Raw genomic sequence first — 20683 nt, 5'->3', positions numbered from 1 at the left:
TGTGGCGTGCCTTCATATAGCGGGGGGCACCTCATTTCCACTCAAGTGAACCACGTTGTCGCCCGGTGTCGAAATCTGACACACCTGGGACTGTCGATGTGACTTCGGGTGGACAGTCAACCTATCAATTGGTGAAGCATTCGGAAGGACCCCATTGGCCGCCGCCAACGATAACACCAGGACCGCTAACGCCCCCAAGAGAATCTCCTTCGCGAAGATTCGCGAACCGCTCGAGGTTCCCGATCTGCTCGGTCTGCAGACCGACAGCTTCGATTGGCTCATCGGCTCAGAAACGTGGCAGGACCGCGTAGCCGAAGCCATCGAAATCGGAGACGATTCCGTCGCTACCACTTCGGGACTCGAAGATATCTTCGAAGAGATCTCACCGATCGAGGACTTCGGTGGATCGATGTCGCTGTCGTTCCGGGAGCACCGGTTCGAAGCTGCCAAGTACTCCATCGATGAGTGCAAGGAACGCGACATGACCTATTCGGCGCCACTTTATGTGACCGCCGAATTCATGAACAACAACACAGGCGAGATCAAGAGCCAGACGGTCTTCATGGGTGATTTCCCACTCATGACCGACAAAGGCACGTTCATCGTCAACGGCACCGAGCGCGTCGTCGTCTCGCAGCTTGTGCGTTCGCCCGGCGCCTACTTCGAGTCCAGCGTCGACAAGACCACGGACAAGGACATCTTCACTGCGAAGATCATCCCGTCACGTGGTGCATGGTTGGAATTCGAGGTCGACAAGCGCGACCAGGTCGGCGTGCGTCTCGACCGCAAGCGCAAGCAGTCCGTGACTGTGCTGCTCAAGGCCCTCGGTTGGTCCGAAGCGAAGATCCTCGAGGAGTTCGGCGAGTTCGAGTCGATCCGCGAGACCATGGCAAAGGACACGGTCAGCACACAGGACGAAGCGCTGCTCGACATCTACAAGAAGCTGCGCCCGGCAGAACCCGCGACCGCTGAAGCGGCACGTAACCTGCTCAACAACCTGTACTTCAACCCCAAGCGCTACGACCTGGCCAAGGTCGGCCGCTACAAGGTCAACCGCAAGCTGGGCGTCGATGCACCGCTGAGTGACTCGGTCCTCTCGACTGATGACGTGGTTGCGACCATCCGTTACCTCGTGTCCCTGCACGCCGGTGTCGAAACCTCCAAGGGCATCCGTGAGGGCGAGAACATCGAGCTCAACGTGAAGCTCGACGACATCGACCACTTCGGCAACCGTCGCATCCGCGCGGTCGGCGAGCTCATCGAGAACCAGGTCCGCACCGGACTCTCTCGTATGGAGCGCGTCGTGCGTGAGCGCATGACGACCCAGGACGTTGAAGCGATCACACCTCAGACCCTGATCAATATCCGCCCCGTGGTGGCTGCGATCAAGGAGTTCTTCGGCACCTCGCAGCTCTCGCAGTTCATGGATCAGAACAACCCGCTCGCGGGTCTGACTCACAAGCGTCGTCTGTCCGCACTGGGACCTGGCGGTCTCTCTCGTGACCGTGCCGCCATGGAAGTCCGTGACGTTCACCCGTCGCACTACGGACGTATGTGCCCCATCGAGACTCCCGAAGGCCCGAACATCGGTCTGATCGGTTCGCTGGCGTCCTACGCCCGCATCAACCCATTCGGATTCATCGAAACGCCGTACCGCAAGGTCATCGACGGCGTCGTCACCGATGACACCGAGTACCTGACTGCCGACGATGAGCTCGAGTTCAACATCGCGCAGGCCAATGCGCCGCTGACCGAAGAGCAGCGCTTCGCTGAAGTCGAAGTTCTTGCTCGTCCTAAGGGCGGCGGCGGCGAAGCCGAGCTGGTTCAGTACGACACGATTGACTTCATGGACGTCTCTGCACGTCAGATGGTCTCCGTTGCGTCCGCACTGATTCCGTTCCTCGAGCACGATGACGCGAACCGTGCCCTCATGGGTGCGAACATGCAGCGTCAGGCTGTGCCGCTGGTGATGTCGGAGTCCCCAGTCGTGGGCACCGGCATGGAATACCGCGCTGCTGTCGACGCCGGCGATGTCATCACTGCCGATCGCCCAGGCGTCGTCACAGAGGTGTCCGCTGACTTCGTCACCGTGCTGGCTGACGATGGCACGATGCAGACCTACCGTGCGTCGAAGTTCAAGCGTTCCAACCACGGAACCTCGTACAACCAGCGCATCATCGTCGACGAAGGCGATCGCGTCACACCAGGCACGGTTCTGGCTGACGGACCGTCCACTGAGAACGGTGAGATGGCTCTGGGCAAGAACCTTCTCGTGGCATTCATGTCCTGGGAAGGCTACAACTTCGAGGATGCGATCATCCTCTCCCAGCGCCTCGTCCAGGATGATGTTCTGTCCTCGATCCACATCGAGGAGCACGAGGTCGATGCTCGCGACACCAAGCTCGGTGCCGAAGAGATCACCCGCGACATCCCGAACATCTCGCCGGACGCCCTGGCAGACCTCGACGACCGCGGAATCATCCGCATCGGCGCCGAAGTCACCGACGGCGACATCCTCGTCGGCAAGGTCACCCCGAAGGGTGAGACCGAGCTGACACCGGAAGAGCGCCTGCTGCGCGCGATCTTCGGTGAGAAGTCCCGCGAAGTCCGCGACACCTCACTGCGTGTGCCTCACGGCGAGATCGGAACCGTCATCGGTGTCCGCGTCTTCGACCGCGAGGAAGACGATGAGCTCTCGCCGGGCGTCAACCAGATGGTCCGCGTCTACGTCGCTCAGCGTCGTAAGATCACCATCGGTGACAAGATGGCCGGTCGTCACGGCAACAAGGGTGTCATCTCGACCATCCTGCCCGTTGAGGACATGCCGTTCCTGGCCGACGGAACACCCGTCGACATCATCCTCAACCCCCACGGTGTTCCCCGTCGTATGAACATCGGACAGGTCTTCGAAGTCCACCTCGGGTGGATCTCGAAGCAGGGTTGGAAGATCGAAGGCAACCCCGAGTGGGCTGCCGACCTTCCTGCTGCGGCCCGCGAGGCCGAAGCAGGCACCAACTTGGCCACCCCGGTCTTCGATGGTGCGCATGAGCAGGAGCTGCGCGGACTGCTGGACTCCACGACTCCGAACCGCGATGGGGACCGCCTCATCGACTCTTCGGGCAAGGCCCAGCTGTTCGACGGTCGCTCCGGTGAGCCGTTCCCGTACCCGATCGCTGTCGGTTACATGTACATGCTCAAGCTCCACCACCTCGTCGACGACAAGATCCACGCGCGTTCGACCGGTCCGTACTCGATGATCACCCAGCAGCCGCTCGGTGGTAAGGCGCAGTTCGGCGGCCAGCGCTTCGGTGAGATGGAAGTGTGGGCCCTCGAGGCCTACGGTGCGGCGTACACGCTGCAGGAACTGCTGACGATCAAGTCCGATGACATCCCGGGCCGTGTGAAGGTCTATGAGGCCATCGTCAAGGGAGAGAACCTGCCCGATCCGGGAATCCCCGAGTCGTTCAAGGTCCTCATCAAGGAGATGCAGTCCCTGTGCCTCAACGTTGAAGTTCTGTCTTCGGACGGCGCCGAGGTTGAGATGCGTGACGGCGAGGACGAGGTCTACCGGGCAGCTGAAGAGCTCGGCATCGACTTGTCACGCCGTGAAGCCCAGACCGTAGAAGAAGTCTGAGGACTTCCACTTCAACCGACACAACTTCGCGGTGAACGAGACGTTCACCGCCAGGAAAGAGGATTTACGTGCCTGACGTCAATTTCTTTGATGAGCTACGTATCGGTCTTGCTACCGCGGAATCCATCCGCGGCTGGTCACACGGTGAGGTGAAAAAGCCTGAGACCATCAACTACCGCACACTCAAGCCCGAGAAGGACGGACTCTTCTGCGAGAAGATCTTCGGACCCACTCGCGACTGGGAGTGCGCCTGCGGCAAATACAAGCGTGTCCGCTTCAAGGGCATCATCTGTGAGCGCTGCGGCGTCGAGGTGACCCGCGCCAAGGTTCGCCGTGAGCGCATGGGACACATCGAGCTGGCCGCACCGGTCACTCACATCTGGTACTTCAAGGGCGTTCCTTCGCGCTTGGGCTACCTGCTGGACCTGGCACCGAAGGACCTCGAGAAGGTCATCTACTTCGCTGCCTACATGATCACCTCGGTGGATGAGGATTCTCGTCACCGTGATCTGCCCAGTCTGCAGAACAAGATCGACATCGAAAAGCAGCAGATCGGCACTCGCCGTGACGCCGACATCGACCGTCGTGCCAAGAAGCTCGAAGAGGATCTGGCAGCTCTCGAGGCCGACGGCGGCTCTGCCCCGGCCAAGAAGAAGCTGCGCGATGTCGCCGAGAAGGAAATGGAGAAGCTGCGCAAGAACGCCGACCGCGAGGTCGACCGTCTTGACCAGGTGTGGGACCGGTTCAAGAGCCTCAAGGTCAACGACCTCGAAGGCGACGAGAGCCTGTACCGCGAGATGTTCCACCGTTTCGGTCTGTACTTCACCGGTGCCATGGGCGCCGAGGCGATCCAGAAGCGGCTGCTCGACTTCGACCTCGAGGCCGAATCGGAGAAGCTGCGTGAACTCATCGCCACGGGCAAGGGTCAGCGCAAGACCCGTGCCCTGAAGCGTCTCAAGGTCGTAAACGCGTTCTTGACCACTGATAACAACCCCGAGGGCATGGTCCTCGACGTTGTTCCGGTTGTGCCGCCTGAGCTGCGCCCCATGGTGCAGCTCGACGGTGGACGTTTCGCCACGTCTGACCTCAACGACCTCTATCGTCGTGTGATCAACCGCAACAACCGCCTCAAGCGTCTGCTCGATCTCGGTGCACCCGAGATCATCGTCAACAACGAGAAGCGGATGCTGCAGGAAGCCGTCGACTCGCTGTTCGACAACGGCCGTCGCGGTCGTCCTGTGACCGGACCGGGCAACCGTCCGTTGAAGTCGCTGTCGGACATGCTCAAGGGCAAGCAGGGACGTTTCCGTCAGAACCTCCTGGGCAAGCGTGTGGACTACTCGGGCCGTTCGGTCATCGTGGTCGGTCCGCAGCTGCACCTGCACCAGTGTGGTCTGCCCAAGACCATGGCTCTGGAATTGTTCAAGCCCTTCGTGATGAAGCGCCTGGTCGATCTCAACCATGCGCAGAACATCAAGTCGGCCAAGCGGATGGTCGAACGTCAGCACCCTCAGGTGTGGGACGTGCTCGAAGAGGTCATCACCGAACACCCGGTGCTGCTCAACCGTGCACCGACCCTGCACCGTCTGGGCATCCAGGCGTTCGAACCTCAGCTCATCGAGGGTAAGGCCATCCAGCTGCACCCGCTCGTCTGTTCGGCGTTCAACGCTGACTTCGACGGTGACCAGATGGCAGTCCACCTGCCGCTGAGCCCCGAGGCTCAGGCTGAGGCACGCGTGCTCATGCTCTCCGCCAACAACATCCTCAAGCCTTCGGACGGCAAGCCCGTGACCATGCCCTCACAGGACATGATCATCGGTCTGTACCACCTCACCTCCGAACGCAAGGGACTGGCCGGCGAAGGGCGCTCCTTCTCCGGTCTCGGCGAAGCCATCATGGCCTTCGACCGTGGCGAGCTGGATCTGGGTTCGAACATCACGATCCGCCTTGAGAACGTCGTCCCCGGTGACGATCTCGAGACTCCTGAAGGTTGGGAAGCCGGCGATCCGCTGGACGTGCAGACCACCCTGGGTCGCGCACAGTTCAATGACTACCTGCCTGCTGACTACTCGTTCGTGAACTCTACGATCGACAAGAAGGCACTCAGCCGCATTGTGAACTACCTGGCCGAGGAATACCCCAAGGTCGAGGTTGCACACACCTTGGACAACTTCAAGGCCGGCGGCTTCTACTGGGCGACTCGTTCGGGCATCACTATTTCGATGTCCGATGTGGTCTCACCTGTGGCCAAGCCGGAGATCATCGACCACGCCGAGGCTCTCGATACGAAGGTTCAGCAGCAGTACGAACTCGGTGCGCTCACCGACGACGAACGCCGCAACGAACTGGTCAAGCTCTGGACCGAGACGACCGAGAAGGTCGACCAGGTCATGCGCACGAGCTTCCCAGAGGAGAACTCGGTTATGCGTCTGGTGGAGTCCGGTGCATCCGGTAACTGGATGCAGGTCCGCCAGCTGGCCGGTATGCGTGGCCTGGTGACGAACCCGAAGGGTGAGATCATCCCTCGCCCGATCGTTTCGAACTACCGTGAGGGTCTTTCGGTGCTCGAGTACTTCATCGCCTCGCACGGTGCTCGTAAGGGTCTGGCCGATACCGCTCTGCGTACCGCTGACTCCGGTTACCTGACCCGTCGTCTCGTCGACGTGTCACAGGACGTCATCGTGCGCACCGCTGAGGCCGATTCCAATAAGGGCATCACTCTGCCTGCAGCCGAGCGTGACCACGAGGGCAACCTCGTGCCGCACGAGTATGCAGAGACCAGTCTCTACGGTCGCCTCACGGTCTCAGACGTCTCCGACGCCGATGGCAATGTCATCGTCCCGGCGAAGACCGACGTGACCGCAGACACGATCGATACGCTGGTCGCAGCCGGAATCGAAGAGCTCAAGGTTCACTCCGTGCTCACCGCAGATTCCGATACGCAGATCTCGGCCATGCATTACGGCCGTTCGATGGCCACCGGAAAGCTCGTCGACATCGGCGAAGCCATCGGTACCGTCGCTGCCCAGTCGATCGGTGAGCCGGGAACCCAGCTCACCATGCGTACCTTCCACACGGGTGGTGCGGCGGCTGCTACGGGTGACATCACCCAGGGTCTGCCGCGTGTGACCGAGCTCTTCGAAGCTCGCACACCGAAGGGCTTTGCTCCCATCGCCGAGGCGACCGGACGTGTCAAGGTCGATGACAGCCGCAAGACCCGCTTCGTCGTCATCACCCCCGATGACGGTGGCGAAGAGATCGAGCACGCAGTGTCCAAGCGTGCCCGTCTCCTCGTTGAGGACGGACAGAACGTCAAGGCCGGCGAACAGCTGGTCGTCGGTGCTGTCGATCCCAAGCAGGTGCTGCGCATCCGTGGTCGTCGTGAAGCTGAGCGGTTCCTCGTCGAGCAGGTGCAGAAGGTGTACCGCTCGCAGGGCGTGGGCATCCACGACAAGCACATCGAGGTCATCGTCCGGCAGATGCTGCGTCGCGTGACCGTGATCGAGTCGGGCGACACGAACCTGCTGCCCGGCGAGCTGGTCGACCGTGGTCGCTACCAGGGCGAGAACCGCCGTGTGGTTGCCGAAGGCGGCCAGCCGGCATCGGCTCGTGACGAGCTCATGGGTATCACGAAGGCCTCTCTGGCCACCGATTCGTGGCTGTCCGCCGCGTCCTTCCAGGAGACGACACGCGTCCTCACCGAGGCCGCTATGGAAGGCAAGTCGGACACACTGCTCGGACTCAAGGAGAACGTCATCCTCGGTAAGCTCATCCCTGCGGGCACCGGCCTGCAGACACACCGCGACATCGTGGTGGAGCCGACGGAGGAGGCGAAGGCCGAGATGTTCACGAACAGCTACGGCGACTTCTACGCAGGCATCGGCTCCGATTCCGGATCCGCCATCCCGCTGGAAGACTACGACTACGGTGCGTTCAGCTGAAGCTGAACGCATGAGGCTGAGGTCCGCTGCGGAGTCCTAGGACTCCGGCCAGGAGGCCTCAGCCAGCAGTCACAGCAAGAGGGGCACCCGCCAATTGGCGGGTGCCCCTCTTCGCCTATTCACGTGCAGAAGGTTTACTGGGCGACACACTTCCCTCATGAATCACGCGCAGAGAGAACGCGCTGCCCTAAGTCTGACTGCTGTGGGTCCCTCCCGAACGCCGTGGGGTGGCTCCCGAACGGCGTGGTCGCCTCCGGAACGGCGGTTCGTGCCAACGGTTGGTAGGTCTGCTTCGAAAATCGTCTTCGATTCGCGACAGACTTACCAACCGTTGCTGATTCGAGGCGAACCGTCCGTGAAGGCGTGCATGAAGGCGTCCGTGCAGGACGGGTCTTCAGCCGAAGAGGACCTGAGCCTCTTCCCAGCGCTGAAGCGGGACCGACTTGAGACGGTCGACGGCCGATGCCATATCGACCGAGTGGATCTCCGTGCCCCTGAGGCTCGCCATCTTGCCCCAGTCGCCGCTCTGAGCAAGGTCCGCCGCGGCCATCCCCAGCCGGGTCGACAGGACCCGGTCATAGGCGGTGGGGGAGCCCCCTCGCTGCAGATGACCGAGGATGGTGGCACGCGATTCGATTCCCGTGATCTCTTCGATCTTCGGAGCCAGGAAATCCGCAATCCCGCCGAGGCGGGTCCGTCCTTTGTTGTCGACACCGCGATCGGACACCTGCTCGTCGAGCCCCTCGGGAATGAAGCCCTCGGCCACGACGACGATCGGGGCACGGCCGCGGTCCCTGGCCGATGTCACCCATTCCTCGATCTGGTCGAAGGAGACGGGAAACTCCGGCATGAGGATAGCGTGAGCGCCACCGGCCATTCCCGCATGCAGTGCGATCCATCCGACGTTGCGGCCCATGACCTCGATGACCATGCATCGATGATGGGACTCCGCCGTTGTGCGGAGCCGATCGATGGACTCGGTCGCGATGGCCTGGGCGGAGTCGAAGCCGAAGGTGTAGTCGGTGCCGCTGAGATCGTTGTCGATGGTCTTAGGGACTCCGATGATGTTGAGTCCCTCCTCGGTCACGAGTCGAGAGGCGCCTGCCAGTGTGCCTTCGCCGCCGATCGCAATGATGGCGTCAATGTCGTGGGAGGCCATGACCTCGCGCATCCGATTCGGTCCGCCGCCCTCGTACGGGTGGGTGCGGGAGGTGCCGAGGATGGTGCCGCCTCGTCCTGAGAGTCCACGGACGTCGAGCATCGTCATGTCGAACATGTCGTCTTCGAGCAGGCCGCGCCAACCATCGCGGATTCCGACAAACGTATCCTCGTGGGAGCGGATGCCCTTGCGGACGATTCCGCGGATGACCGCGTTGAGTCCGGGGCAGTCGCCGCCGGAGGTGAGTACACCTATCTTCATTCGAGTTGCCCCTGATCCTTTGCTCGGTAGCCTTTGGCCAAATGCACGTCATGGCCGGCCATGAAGGAGACTCCTTTGAGAATGAGCGTCCCGTTGGATCCGTCGCCTTTGGCGGAGCCGCGGATCTCATTTCCGGCCATGATGTTGATCGTATCGTCGCGGATGCGCACACCTGGCGGCACGTAGATGTCGTGGCCTGCCATCATAGAATACGACGTCAGCGACACGGTGACTCCCGGTCCCATGACGTCGCACAGGTCGATGTTGTCGCCGCCCATGAGTGAGTAGGTCGTCACCTCGGCCGTGCCTGCTGGCACATCGAGTTCGCGCCCGGACATGATCGCCACCGAGTTCATCGGCTCCGCTGTGCCCGGTTCCGCCATCGGAGCCAGCGAGGTGGGCCCGTCGCTGCGGGCGAGTGATGTCCCCGCGGTCGTTCCGCCGGTCTGCCGCTGCAGGGACCGGTAGAGGTCATGACCTTCGGGGAGATCGTGGATGAGCGGCATCAGTTCGTCGAGGTACTTCGCCGAAATCGCCTCATCCTGGCGTTCGGCGGTCTCGTCCGGGTCGAGCCGACCGTTGCTGACCGCGTCGGTGATGACTCCGAGAACGGCGTCGCGGTCCTTGTCAGAGGCTCGGATGCGGGGCGCTGGCGAGTGCGGGGAATCGTCTGTGACCATGGTGACCAGTGTAGCGGGGGACGCATATCGCGAGACACGACTGTGCCCCCGCCGCATTGGCAGGGGCACAGTCATGAGCGCTCAGAACACTCGGCGGAGGAGGTCTCCGTCAGCGGTGCAGGTCGAAGCGGTCTGCTTCGACGAGCTTGCTCCAGGCCTTGACGAAGTCGTTGACGAACTTCTCCTGGGCATCATCGGAGGCGTACACCTCGGCGATGGCGCGCAGTTCGGAATTGGCACCGAAGAGCAGATCGATCCGGCTGCCGGTCCACAGCTTCTCTCCTGCGGGGGAGAAGCACTCGTAGACGTTGGCGGACTCGGACGGCCCGACCGGTTTCCAGACGTTGCCCAGCTCGAGCAGGTTGACGAAGAAGTCGTTCGTCAGCTCGCCCGGACGGTCGGTGAAGACACCGAGTTCGGAATCCTGGTAGTTCGCGCCGAGGACGCGCAGCCCACCGATGAGCACGGTCATCTCCGAGGGAGTCAGACCGAGCAGGCTGGCCCTGTCCAGAAGGAGGAACTCGGCCGACAGGGGCAGATCCTCTGTCAGATAGTTACGGAATCCGTCGTGTGTCGGCTCCAGGTACGAGAACGAATCGACATCGGTCTGCTCCTGGGTCGCGTCACCGCGGCCGGTCGTGACCGGAACGCTGACATCATGGCCTGCGGCCTTCGCCGCGGTTTCGATGCCGACGCCGCCAGCGATCGCCAGGACATCGGCGAACGTTGCTCCGGTGTCCGCTGCGATGCGTTCGAGGACTGTGATGACCTCGGCCAGCTTCGCGGGCTCGTTGACTTCCCAGCTCTTCTGCGGTTCGAGGCGCAGGCGTCCGCCGTTGACTCCGCCGCGGAAGTCGGAGACACGGTGGGATGATGCTGCGGCCCAGGTGGTTGAGACGAGCTGGGAGACGCTCAGTCCGGATTCGCGCACTGCAGCCTTGACGGCCTCGAGCTGGCTCGCATCGAGCGGTGTGCCGGCCGGGACCGGGTCCTGCCAGATGAGCTCTTCGCTGGGGACCTCGGGTCCGAGATAGCGAGTGGAGGGGCCCATGTCACGGTGAGTGAGCTTGAACCAGGCGCGGGCGAAGGCATCCTCGAAGGCCTTCTGGTCGTCCTTGAAGCGGCGCGAGATCTCACCATAGATGGGATCGAAACGCAACGAAAGGTCGGTTGTGAGCATGCGGGGCTCACGGCGTCCGTCGCCCTGAGCCATCGGAACCATGTCATCGCCGCCGCCGTCGACTGGGCGCCACTGCAGATGTCCGCCTTCGTTCTCGAAGACCTCCCATTCGTAGGCGAAGAGGATGTGGAAGAACTCGTTGTCCCACCGGGTGGGGTGGTAGGTCCACGTGACCTCGATGCCGCTGCCGACGGTGTCATTGCCCTGGCCGGTGCCGAAATCGGACTTCCAGCCCAGGCCCTGCTCCTCGATCGGTGCGGCTTCCGGATCTCCGCCCTTGTGCGACTCGGGTGCTGCGCCGTGGGTCTTGCCGAAGGTGTGTCCACCTGCGATGAGAGCGACTGTCTCCTCGTCGTTCATGGCCATGCGACCGAAGGTCTCGCGGATGTCGATGGCTGCGGCCAGCGGATCCGGCTTGCCCTCTGGGCCCTCAGGGTTGACGTAGATGAGGCCCATGGTCGTTGCCGCCAGCGGCTTCTGCAGTTCGCGGTTGCCCACATAGCGCTTGTCAGTGCCCAGCCATTCGGTCTCGGAGCCCCAGTAGACGTCATTGTCGGGTTCCCACACGTCCTTGCGGCCACCGGCGTAGCCGAAAGTCTTGAAGCCCATGGACTCGAGACCTACGTTTCCGGCGAGAATGAATAGATCAGCCCAGGAGATCTTCTTGCCGTACTTCTTCTTGACCGGCCAGAGCAGACGACGTGCCTTGTCGAGACCCACGTTGTCGGGCCAGGAATTCAGAGGTGCAAAACGCTGCTGCCCTTCGCCGCCGCCGCCGCGTCCGTCCTGGACTCGGTAGGTGCCGGCGGAGTGCCAGGCCATGCGGATCATGAACGGGCCGTAGTGACCGAAATCGGCTGACCACCAGTCGGCGTTCGTCTTCTGCAGCTCTTCGATATCGGCCTTGAGCGCGTAGTAGTCGAGGCTGGCGAACTCGGCGTCGTAGTCGAAGCCTTCGTCCATCGGGTCGCGGGCAGGCTGGTTCTTGGCCAAGATCTTGAGGTTGAGGCGATTCGGCCACCAATGCGAATTGGCATCGCCCTGGCTGGGATCGACCAGCGAGTCGGCATCGGGCGTCGTCGCCGCTGCCGAGGTGGTGTGGGCGACTGGACAGCCGCCGGCGGTGGAAGTATCGGTCATAATATTCCTTTCACTTTCGAGTCCCGTCAGGACCCGGTTGAAGACAAAGGTGTGGCTTTGTCATTGGGTGGATCGGCTCAGACCGCCGAGGCGGGTTCGGTGCTGCCCGAAGGCGCTGCAGACACAGCGCAGTCAGGACAAAGACCCCAGAACGTGACTTCGGCCTGTTCGACGACGAATCCAGCGTCGAGTGAAGGGGTCAAGCAGGGGGCCTGCCCGACCGCACAGTCGACGTCGACGATGAGGTTGCACGAGCGGCACACGAGGTGGTGATGATTGTCCCCGATGCGTCTCTCGTAACGGGCCACGGACCCGGACGGCTGAATGCACCGCACGAGTCCGACTTCGGTGAGTGTGTGCAGCGAGTCGTACACTGCCTGATGCGATACCTCGGGGAGGTTCTCCCGGACGGCGCGGATGACGGTCTCGGTGTCTGCATGCTGGTGGTCGCACACAGCCGCGAGAACCGCGACTCTCTGTTTCGTCACGCGAAGGGAACTCTCCCGCAGTGCAGCGGTCGGTTCCCATTCGTGCCTATCCTTGTTCTCAGCCACAGCAACAGCTTGCCGCCTTTTCTTGAATGAGTCAAGGAAGCGACAGTCCACCGGACGCCGTGATCGCCGGTCAGCGGCCTCGTATTTCGGTCCGTGAAGATGCCCGAGCCGGAGGAGTGGCGGTTGTGTCGTGAAGCGCACAGGCGCTGGTTTTGACCAGATGCCCGCGACCACGATATTCTAGGATGCGACTGATTGTGTTTCCTGCGTTCGCGAATGATCATGCCGGATGTTTTGTGAGATCCGGACCGCTGTGTGAATTCGTCAGAAGCAGGCCGCCGACGTGTCATTCTGCATAGGTTGTGTGTCATTGCGACACACCCGAGTGCAGGGTTCACTGCGTCGCGCGAATACTGGCATCGGGCGTGAAGCTTCACCCGGTGTTCAGTCGGATATGTCCCACGGTTCACAAATATGGCTGATGCCATGGCCAGTGTGGGAATTAGGTTTATCGAGAAGCAAATGGAGAACGCTTAGTGCCGACAATCCAGCAGCTCGTCCGCAAGGGACGACATGTCAATTCAGCAGGATCCGACGCTCCTGCTCTGAAGAGCAGCCCGCAGCGTCGTGGAGTGTGCACCCGTGTGTACACCACTACACCTAAGAAGCCGAACTCGGCTCTTCGCAAGGTCGCTCGTGTCAAGCTTTCGAGCCAGATCGAAGTGACTGCCTACATCCCAGGCGAAGGACACAACCTGCAGGAGCACTCGATCGTGCTCGTGCGCGGTGGTCGTGTCAAGGACCTGCCAGGTGTGCGCTACCGAATCGTTCGCGGTTCGCTTGACACCCAGGGTGTCAAGGGCCGCCAGCAGGCACGCAGCAAGTACGGTGCGAAGAGGGAGAAGAAGTAATGCCACGTAAAGGTCCTGCACCCAAGCGACCGATCGTCATTGACCCGGTCTTCAGTTCGCCGATCGTCACGCAGTTGATCAACAAGATCCTGCTCGATGGAAAGCGTTCGACCGCTGAGCGCATCGTCTACGGTGCACTTGAAGGTACCCGTGAGAAGAACGGCAATGACCCAGTTGTCAACCTGAAGAAGGCTCTCGACAACATTCGCCCATCCCTCGAGGTTCGCTCTCGCCGTGTCGGCGGCGCAACCTACCAGGTTCCGGTCGATGTTCGTCCGGTTCGTTCGACGACTTTGGCACTGCGCTGGCTCGTAGCTTATTCCCGCCAGCGTCGTGAGAAGACGATGACCGAACGCCTCATGAATGAGATTCTCGATGCGAGCAACGGCCTCGGCGCTGCTGTGAAGCGTCGCGAAGACACCCACAAGATGGCCGAGTCCAACAAGGCCTTCGCCCACTACCGCTGGTAATCGTTCCTCCCCGGACACTTGGCTGGCAGGCGTCATGCGGCGCCTGCCGGCCAGGCAGCGGGGGAGTCGATCACATCATCGAGTGAGAGAGAGACACCGTGGCACTTGACGTGCTCACCGACCTGAACAAGGTCCGCAACATCGGCATCATGGCCCACATCGATGCCGGCAAGACCACCACAACCGAACGCATCCTTTACTACACCGGTGTGAACTACAAGATCGGCGAGACCCACGACGGTGCCTCGACGATGGACTGGATGGATCAGGAGCAGGAACGCGGCATCACGATCACGTCGGCTGCCACCACCTGCTACTGGCACGACAACCAGATCAACATCATCGACACCCCGGGCCACGTCGACTTCACCGTCGAGGTTGAGCGCTCACTGCGCGTCCTCGATGGCGCCGTCGCCGTCTTCGATGGCAAGGAAGGCGTTGAGCCGCAGTCCGAGACCGTGTGGCGTCAGGCTGACAAGTACGACGTGCCTCGCGTGTGCTTCGTCAACAAGATGGACAAGCTCGGTGCTGACTTCTACTTCACCATCGACACCATCCGGGAACGTCTCGGAGCCAAGCCGCTGGTCATTCAGCTGCCGATCGGTTCCGAGTCGGACTTCGCCGGAGTCGTCGACCTTCTTGAGATGAAGGCCTACATCTGGCCTGATGAGTCCAAGAAGGGTCAGGACATGACCGAGATCGAAATCCCAGAGGATCTCAAGGACAAGGCCGTGGAATACCGCGCCAAGCTCGTCGAGGATGTTGCTGAAGCAACCGACGAACTCATGGAGAAGTACCTTGAGGGCGAAGAGATTTCGATCTCTGAGATCAAGGACGGCATCCGTTCGCTCGTCGTCAACTCGACAGCTTTCCCTGTCATGTGTGGTTCGGCTTACAAGAACAAGGGCGTCCAGCCCATGCTCAATGCCGTCATCGACTACCTCCCTTCGCCTCTCGAAGTTCCTCCCATGGTCGGAGAGAACCCTCGTGATGAAGACGAGAAGCTTACTCGCAAGCCTTCCGTCGACGAGCCTTTCTCGGCTCTGGCGTTCAAGGTGGCTACCCACCCGTTCTTCGGCACGCTGACGTACGTTCGCGTGTATTCGGGCCAGGTCAAGTCGGGTGAGCAGGTTCTCAACTCCACGAGTGGTAAGAAGGAGCGCGTGGGCAAGCTCTTCCAGATGCACTCCAACAAGGAGAACCCTGTCGAAGAGGCCATTGCCGGTCACATCTATGCGTTCATCGGTCTCAAGGAGACAACCACCGGTGACACGCTCTGTGACTCCAGTCACCCGATCGCTCTCGAATCGATGACATTCCCTGAGCCGGTTATCTCTGTGGCGATTGAGCCCAAGACCAAGAGCGACCAGGAGAAGCTGTCAGCAGCCATCCAGAAGTTCGTCAGGGAAGACCCGACATACCGGGTTGAACTGGACGTGGAGACAGGTCAGACTGTCATCCGCGGAATGGGCGAGCTTCACCTCGACATCCTCGTTGACCGTATGCGCCGCGAGTTCAAGGTCGAAGCGAACGTCGGCAAGCCGCAGGTCGCCTACCGTGAAACCATTCGTCGCACTGTCGAGAAGTACGATTACACCCACAAGAAGCAGACGGGTGGATCGGGACAGTTCGCGAAGGTCCAGGTCACCTTCGAACCCCTCGAGGTCGAAGGCGATACGATTTACGAATTCGAGAATGCTGTCACGGGCGGTCGTATTCCGCGCGAGTACATTCCGAGCGTCGACGCCGGTATCCAGGACGCCATGCAGCTTGGTGTCCTCGCCGGTTATCCGATGGTGGGCGTCAAAGCCACACTCATCGACGGCGCCTTCCACGATGTCGACTCTTCGGAGATGGCATTCAAGATCGCCGGCTCGATGGTCTTCAAGGAGGCCGTTCAGAAGGCGAAGCCGGTTCTGCTGGAACCGGTCATGGACGTCGAGGTGCGTACCCCAGAGGAATACATGGGTGACGTCATCGGCGACCTCAATTCCCGACGTGGCCAGATCCAGTCGATGGACGATGCTTCCGGTGTGAAGGTCGTCAAGGCTGTGGTCCCGTTGTCGGAGATGTTCGGTTACATCGGTGATCTGCGGTCGAAGACCCAGGGCCGTGCGGTGTACTCGATGACTTTCTCCAGCTATGCGGAGGTCCCCAAGGCAGTTGCTGAGGAGATCGTCCAGAAGATGCGTGGCGGAGAGTAATCTCCGGTCCCCGGTCGCCACGGTGAGCAAGAACATGCTCACCGAAATGAAAGATAACCAACAAAGGTCTAAGATATGAACCGCATATCTTTTGCCAACCACGAGGAGGAACCCAGTGGCAAAGGCTAGTTTCGATAGGACTAAGCCGCACGTCAACATTGGCACCATCGGCCACGTTGACCACGGAAAGACCACCTTGACCGCCGCAATCACCAAGGTGTTGGCGGACAAGTACCCAGATCTCAATGAGGCTCGCGCCTTCGACCAGGTGGATAACGCACCTGAGGAGAAGGAGCGCGGCATCACGATCAACGTCTCGCACGTTGAATACCAGACCGAGAAGCGTCACTACGCTCACGTCGATGCCCCTGGTCACGCCGACTACATCAAGAACATGATTACCGGTGCTGCTCAGATGGACGGCGCAATCCTCGTGGTTGCCGCTACCGACGGTCCGATGCCGCAGACTCGCGAGCACGTTCTGCTCGCCCGTCAGGTTGGCGTGCCTTACATCGTTGTCGCACTGAACAAGTCCGACATGGTTGATGACGAGGAGCTCATTGAGCTCGTCGACTTCGAGGTCCGCGATCTGCTCTCGAGCCAGGACTTCGACGGCGACAACGCTCCCGTCATTCCTGTTTCCGCTCTCAAGGCGCTGGAAGGCGACGAGAAGTGGGTCAAGAGTGTCGAGACCCTCATGGAAGCCGTTGATGACAACGTTCCTGAGCCAGAGCGCGACATCGACAAGCCATTCCTCATGCCCGTCGAGGACGTCTTCACGATCACCGGTCGTGGAACCGTCGTCACCGGTCGTGTGGAGCGCGGCGTCCTGCTGCCTAACGATGACATCGAAATCGTCGGCATCAAGGAGAAGTCGTCCAAGACGACCGTCACCGCAATCGAGATGTTCCGCAAGACTCTGCCTGACGCACGTGCAGGTGAGAACGTCGGACTGCTCCTGCGCGGAACGAAGCGCGAAGATGTTGAGCGCGGACAGGTTATTGTGAAGCCTGGTTCGATCACGCCTCACACCAACTTTGAAGGCCAGGTCTACATTCTGAGCAAGGACGAGGGTGGACGTCACAACCCGTTCTACTCGAACTACCGTCCTCAGTTCTACTTCCGCACCACGGACGTCACCGGTGTCATCACGCTGCCTGAGGGCACCGAGATGGTCATGCCTGGTGACAACACCGACATGACGGTCGAGCTGATCCAGCCGATCGCTATGGAAGAGGGCCTCCGCTTCGCTATCCGCGAAGGTGGACGTACCGTCGGCGCTGGTCGAGTCACCAAGATCACCGCCTGATACATCTCGATCGCTGAGGCTTCGGCCTCGATATCGGGGCTTCGGCCTCGAGTGATTGGCGCAGAACCCCGGTCCGCAAGGGCCGGGGTTCAGTGTATTCACCGCCGGGAACTGCTCAGGCGCCCACAACGGCTGGACATGAAATGCCTCACAAGGGCCTTCCCTGGAATTGCGCCGATGAAGCGCTATATGACAAGATAGTGAAGTTGCGTTTTGGACGTTGACCCCTGCACTGCGGTAGCAATACCGCGAACAGTCCGGAACACTATCGGATCGATGAATCTGCGTGAAAGCGGGTTCGGACCGAGCAGCCAATGAGTAAAAGCGCCGTCGGCCCTTCAGGAGAATTGGAAAATTCTCCGACAGGATTAGCCGACACGCCCGACCTCGGGGGTCGGTCATGGTCAGCCGGCACAGACCACAGACGATTTTGATCGACTGCTGGTTGATGGCCGGAAGTAACTAAAGAAAGAGACGACGCCATGGCGGGACAGAAAATCCGCATTCGGCTCAAGTCGTACGACCATGCTGTGATTGACAGTGCTGCACGAAAGATCGTGGACACCGTCACTCGCGCAGGTGCGACTGTTGTGGGCCCCGTGCCGTTGCCAACGGAGAAGAACGTGTACTGCGTCATCCGTTCGCCACACAAGTACAAGGACAGCCGTGAGCATTTCGAAATGCGCACGCACAAGCGTCTGATCGACATCGTCGATCCGACGCCGAAGGCAGTCGACTCGCTGATGCGTCTCGACCTCGCTGACGACGTCAACATCGAGATCAAGCTCTAAGGGAGGCAAACATGGCGAACAATCGTTCATCAGCTCTCCCTACCACCCGCAAGGTCAAGGGCCTTCTGGGAACCAAGCTGGGCATGACCCAGGTTTGGGATGAGCAGAACAATCTCGTACCGGTGACCGTAGTGGCCGCCGGCAGCAACGTCGTGACGCAGATCCGCAATGAGGAAACCGACGGTTACCCCGCACTGCAGATCGCGTTCGGCGAGATCGATCCTCGCAAGGTCAACAAGCCCACTGCAGGCCACTTCGAGAAGGCCGGCGTGACACCACGCCGTCACCTTGTCGAGCTGCGCACCGCAGATGCTGCTGACTACGCACTGGGTCAGGAGCTCGGAGTCGACACGTTCGACGCCGGGATCAAGGTCGACGTGACCGCAAAGACCAAGGGTAAGGGAACCGCCGGTGTCATGAAGCGTCATGGCTTCGCTGGCGTCGGTGCCTCCCACGGACAGCACCGCAACCACCGTAAGCCGGGTTCAATCGGCGGAGCCGCGACTCCCGGTCGCGTGTTCAAGGGTATGCGCATGGCTGGCCGTATGGGTGCAGTCAAGCACACCACCCAGAACCTCACGATCCACGCCGTGGACACCGAGAACAACTTCCTGCTTATCAAGGGGGCCGTACCTGGTCCCAAGGGTGCAGTCGTTCTCGTTCGCTCGGCCGCTAAGGAGGGCTGAACGTTATGACTGATGTCAAGACAGTTGACGTTGTCGATGCCGCTGGTGCGAAGACCGGATCCGTTGAGCTGCCTGCCGAGATCTTCGGCGTGCAGACCAATGTGCCGTTGATCCACCAGGTTGTTGTCGCACAGCTGGCAGCAGCCCGTCAGGGTACACACAAGACAAAGACCCGCTCCGAAGTACGCGGTGGCGGTCGCAAGCCCTACCGCCAGAAGGGTACCGGTAACGCTCGTCAGGGCTCGATCCGTGCTCCTCAGTACAACGGTGGTGGAGTCGTGCACGGGCCGGTTCCTCGCGATTACTCGCAGCGGACCCCCAAGAAGATGAAGGCTGCTGCACTGCGCGGCGCCCTCTCTGATCGTGCACGTCTCGATCAGGTCTTCGTTGTGAAGAACCTGATCACCGGCGAAGCACCGTCGACCAAGCAGGCGAAGCTCGCTCTCGCAGGCCTCTCCGATCGCAAGAACACCCTCGTGGTGCTCAACCGTGACGATGAGCTCACCGAGCGCAGCGTTCGCAACCTGCCTCACGTTCACGTGCTCACCTCCGATCAGCTCAACACATACGATGTGCTGATCGCAGATGACATCGTGTTCACCGAGTCAGCGCTGGAGACCTTCCTGGGCGGATACCGCAAATCGGAGGACGCATCATGAGTCTGAACTTCAAGGACCCACGCGACATCATCGTCGCTCCGGTCGTCTCGGAAAAGACCTACAGCCTGATGGACGAAGGAAAGTACACCTTCATCGTCGATCAGGGGTCGAACAAGACTGAGATCAAGAATGCCATTGAATCGATCTTCAATGTGCAGGTTGCCAAGGTCAACACCCTGAATCGCCAGGGTAAGCGCCGCCGCACTCGTACCGGTTGGGGGAAGCGCAAGGACACCAAGCGTGCCATTGTCGCCCTCAAGGACGGTTCGATCGACATCTTCGGTGGATCGCTCTAAGCGATTCTTCGTAGAAGAAGGACAAGACTCATGGGAATCCGTAAGCACAAGCCGACGACCCCGGGCCGTCGTGGCTCATCGGTCGCCGACTTCGTCGAAGTGACCCGGTCTACACCGGAGAAGTCACTTCTGCGCCCGCTGCCTAAGCGCGGTGGCCGTAACAGCCAGGGACGCGTGACCACTCGCCATCAGGGCGGCGGCCACAAGCGTCAGTACCGTGTCATCGACTTCCGCCGCCATGACAAAGATGGCGTACCCGCGAAGGTCGCACACATCGAATATGACCCGAACCGCACTGCGCGGATCGCTCTTCTGCATTATGCAGATGGCGAGAAGCGCTACATCCTCGCCCCGCAGAACCTCAAGCAGGGCACACAGGTTGAAGCTGGTCTGGGCGCAGACATCAAGCCGGGCAACAACCTTGCCCTGCGCAACGTCCCAGTCGGCACCGTTCTGCACGCAGTTGAAATGCGTCCAGGCGGCGGTGCCAAGATCGCTCGCTCTGCCGGTTCGTCCGTGCAGCTCGTAGCGAAGTACGGCCGGTTCGCTCAGCTGCGGATGCCTTCTGGCGAAATCCGCAATGTTGATGCGCGCTGCCGTGCGACGATCGGCGAGGTCGGCAATGCCGAGCAGTCGAACATCAGCTGGGGCAAGGCAGGCCGCATGCGTTGGAAGGGCAAGCGCCCATCCGTCCGTGGTGTCGTCATGAACCCGGTCGACCACCCACACGGTGGTGGCGAGGGCAAGACTTCGGGTGGACGTCACCCAGTCAGCCCGTGGGGTCAGCTAGAAGGCCGCACACGCCGGCCGAACAAAGAGAGCGACAAGTACATCGTGCGCCGTCGCCGGACCGGCAAGAAGCGCTGAT

General features: G+C 61.0%; 15 protein-coding genes. 11 read left to right on the top strand and 4 right to left on the bottom strand.

The window, feature by feature from the left end:
* Positions 1 to 154: 154 nt before the first annotated feature.
* Both rpoB and INT29_RS17385 read left to right on the top strand, forming a co-directional pair.
* Positions 155 to 3634, top strand: a complete 3480-nt coding sequence (rpoB, locus tag INT29_RS17390) for a DNA-directed RNA polymerase subunit beta (RefSeq protein WP_101574490.1) — start codon at positions 155 to 157, stop codon at positions 3632 to 3634.
* A 68-nt stretch (positions 3635 to 3702) separates the two neighbouring features.
* Positions 3703 to 7575 (top strand): DNA-directed RNA polymerase subunit beta', encoded by a 3873-nt coding sequence (locus INT29_RS17385; protein WP_101574491.1) that lies wholly within the window; start codon positions 3703 to 3705, stop codon positions 7573 to 7575.
* A 394-nt stretch (positions 7576 to 7969) separates the two neighbouring features.
* Here the strand turns inward: INT29_RS17385 and INT29_RS17380 are convergent, their stop codons facing one another.
* The 4 genes from INT29_RS17380 to INT29_RS17365 all read right to left on the bottom strand — a co-directional run bounded on the left by INT29_RS17380 (position 7970) and on the right by INT29_RS17365 (position 12549).
* Positions 7970 to 8995, bottom strand: coding sequence for a 6-phosphofructokinase (locus INT29_RS17380; RefSeq protein ID WP_101574492.1), 1026 nt, complete (start codon positions 8993 to 8995; stop codon positions 7970 to 7972).
* A complete protein-coding gene (locus INT29_RS17375) occupies positions 8992 to 9675 on the bottom strand; it encodes a DUF1707 domain-containing protein (protein ID WP_101574493.1) in 684 nt (227 codons plus the stop codon). Before INT29_RS17375 ends, INT29_RS17380 begins: the two co-directional genes overlap by 4 nt.
* Positions 9676 to 9784: 109 nt before the next feature.
* Positions 9785 to 11995, bottom strand: coding sequence for a catalase/peroxidase HPI (katG, locus tag INT29_RS17370; RefSeq protein WP_101574494.1), 2211 nt, complete (start codon positions 11993 to 11995; stop codon positions 9785 to 9787).
* Positions 11996 to 12072: 77 nt separating this feature from the next.
* On the bottom strand, positions 12073 to 12549 hold the full coding sequence (locus tag INT29_RS17365) for a Fur family transcriptional regulator (RefSeq protein WP_101574536.1): 477 nt from the start codon (positions 12547 to 12549) through the stop codon (positions 12073 to 12075).
* Between the two features lie 476 nt (positions 12550 to 13025).
* Here INT29_RS17365 and rpsL point away from each other — a divergent pair, with 476 nt between their 5' ends.
* The 9 genes from rpsL (at position 13026) to rplB (ending at position 20682) form a co-directional block, all read left to right on the top strand.
* Entirely contained in the window at positions 13026 to 13400 is a 375-nt protein-coding gene (gene rpsL, locus INT29_RS17360; protein WP_101574495.1) for a 30S ribosomal protein S12, read from the top strand.
* The gene (rpsG, locus tag INT29_RS17355) at positions 13400 to 13870 is read left to right on the top strand and encodes a 30S ribosomal protein S7 (RefSeq protein ID WP_009883572.1); all 471 of its coding nucleotides are present in this window, start codon (positions 13400 to 13402) and stop codon (positions 13868 to 13870) included. The genes rpsL and rpsG overlap by 1 nt, the downstream gene beginning before the upstream one ends.
* 98 nt (positions 13871 to 13968) lie before the next feature.
* Positions 13969 to 16074: an elongation factor G gene (gene fusA / locus INT29_RS17350; RefSeq protein WP_101574496.1), complete on the top strand. Its 2106-nt coding sequence runs from the start codon at positions 13969 to 13971 to the stop codon at positions 16072 to 16074.
* Between the two features lie 115 nt (positions 16075 to 16189).
* Entirely contained in the window at positions 16190 to 17383 is a 1194-nt protein-coding gene (tuf, locus tag INT29_RS17345; protein WP_101574497.1) for an elongation factor Tu, read from the top strand.
* 482 nt (positions 17384 to 17865) lie between these two features.
* On the top strand, positions 17866 to 18174 hold the full coding sequence (gene rpsJ, locus INT29_RS17340; RefSeq protein WP_009379191.1) for a 30S ribosomal protein S10: 309 nt from the start codon (positions 17866 to 17868) through the stop codon (positions 18172 to 18174).
* An 11-nt stretch (positions 18175 to 18185) separates the two neighbouring features.
* Complete coding sequence (rplC, locus tag INT29_RS17335) at positions 18186 to 18860, top strand: 50S ribosomal protein L3 (protein ID WP_096161008.1); 675 nt, start codon at positions 18186 to 18188, stop codon at positions 18858 to 18860.
* 5 nt (positions 18861 to 18865) lie between these two features.
* A complete protein-coding gene (gene rplD / locus INT29_RS17330; RefSeq protein WP_101574498.1) occupies positions 18866 to 19519 on the top strand; it encodes a 50S ribosomal protein L4 in 654 nt (217 codons plus the stop codon).
* Positions 19516 to 19815 carry a 50S ribosomal protein L23 gene (rplW, locus tag INT29_RS17325; RefSeq protein ID WP_009883567.1) on the top strand — a complete coding sequence of 100 codons (300 nt, stop codon included), beginning with the start codon at positions 19516 to 19518 and terminating at the stop codon, positions 19813 to 19815. The genes rplD and rplW overlap by 4 nt, the downstream gene beginning before the upstream one ends.
* Before the next feature lie 30 nt (positions 19816 to 19845).
* Positions 19846 to 20682, top strand: a complete 837-nt coding sequence (gene rplB / locus INT29_RS17320) for a 50S ribosomal protein L2 (protein WP_101574499.1) — start codon at positions 19846 to 19848, stop codon at positions 20680 to 20682.
* Position 20683 lies beyond the last annotated feature (1 nt).

The organism is Brevibacterium sp. FME37 (assembly GCF_014897485.1).
Classification (GTDB): Bacteria; Actinomycetota; Actinomycetes; order Actinomycetales; family Brevibacteriaceae; genus Brevibacterium.
Note: the sequence above shows the minus strand (reverse complement) of the source record. Positions and strands in the feature narration are given on the sequence as shown.

What these genes read in the sequence shown, in the direction of transcription:
- katG (WP_101574494.1), bottom strand. Translation starts at nt 11,995, where the DNA reads ATGACCGATACTTCCACCGCCGGCGGCTGTCCAGTCGCCCACACCACC.
- rplC (WP_096161008.1), top strand. Translation starts at nt 18,186, where the DNA reads ATGGCGAACAATCGTTCATCAGCTCTCCCTACCACCCGCAAGGTCAAG.
- rpsJ (WP_009379191.1), top strand. Translation starts at nt 17,866, where the DNA reads ATGGCGGGACAGAAAATCCGCATTCGGCTCAAGTCGTACGACCATGCT.
- rplW (WP_009883567.1), top strand. Translation starts at nt 19,516, where the DNA reads ATGAGTCTGAACTTCAAGGACCCACGCGACATCATCGTCGCTCCGGTC.
- rpsG (WP_009883572.1), top strand. Translation starts at nt 13,400, where the DNA reads ATGCCACGTAAAGGTCCTGCACCCAAGCGACCGATCGTCATTGACCCG.
- rplD (WP_101574498.1), top strand. Translation starts at nt 18,866, where the DNA reads ATGACTGATGTCAAGACAGTTGACGTTGTCGATGCCGCTGGTGCGAAG.
- rplB (WP_101574499.1), top strand. Translation starts at nt 19,846, where the DNA reads ATGGGAATCCGTAAGCACAAGCCGACGACCCCGGGCCGTCGTGGCTCA.
- INT29_RS17375 (WP_101574493.1), bottom strand. Translation starts at nt 9,675, where the DNA reads ATGGTCACAGACGATTCCCCGCACTCGCCAGCGCCCCGCATCCGAGCC.
- INT29_RS17380 (WP_101574492.1), bottom strand. Translation starts at nt 8,995, where the DNA reads ATGAAGATAGGTGTACTCACCTCCGGCGGCGACTGCCCCGGACTCAAC.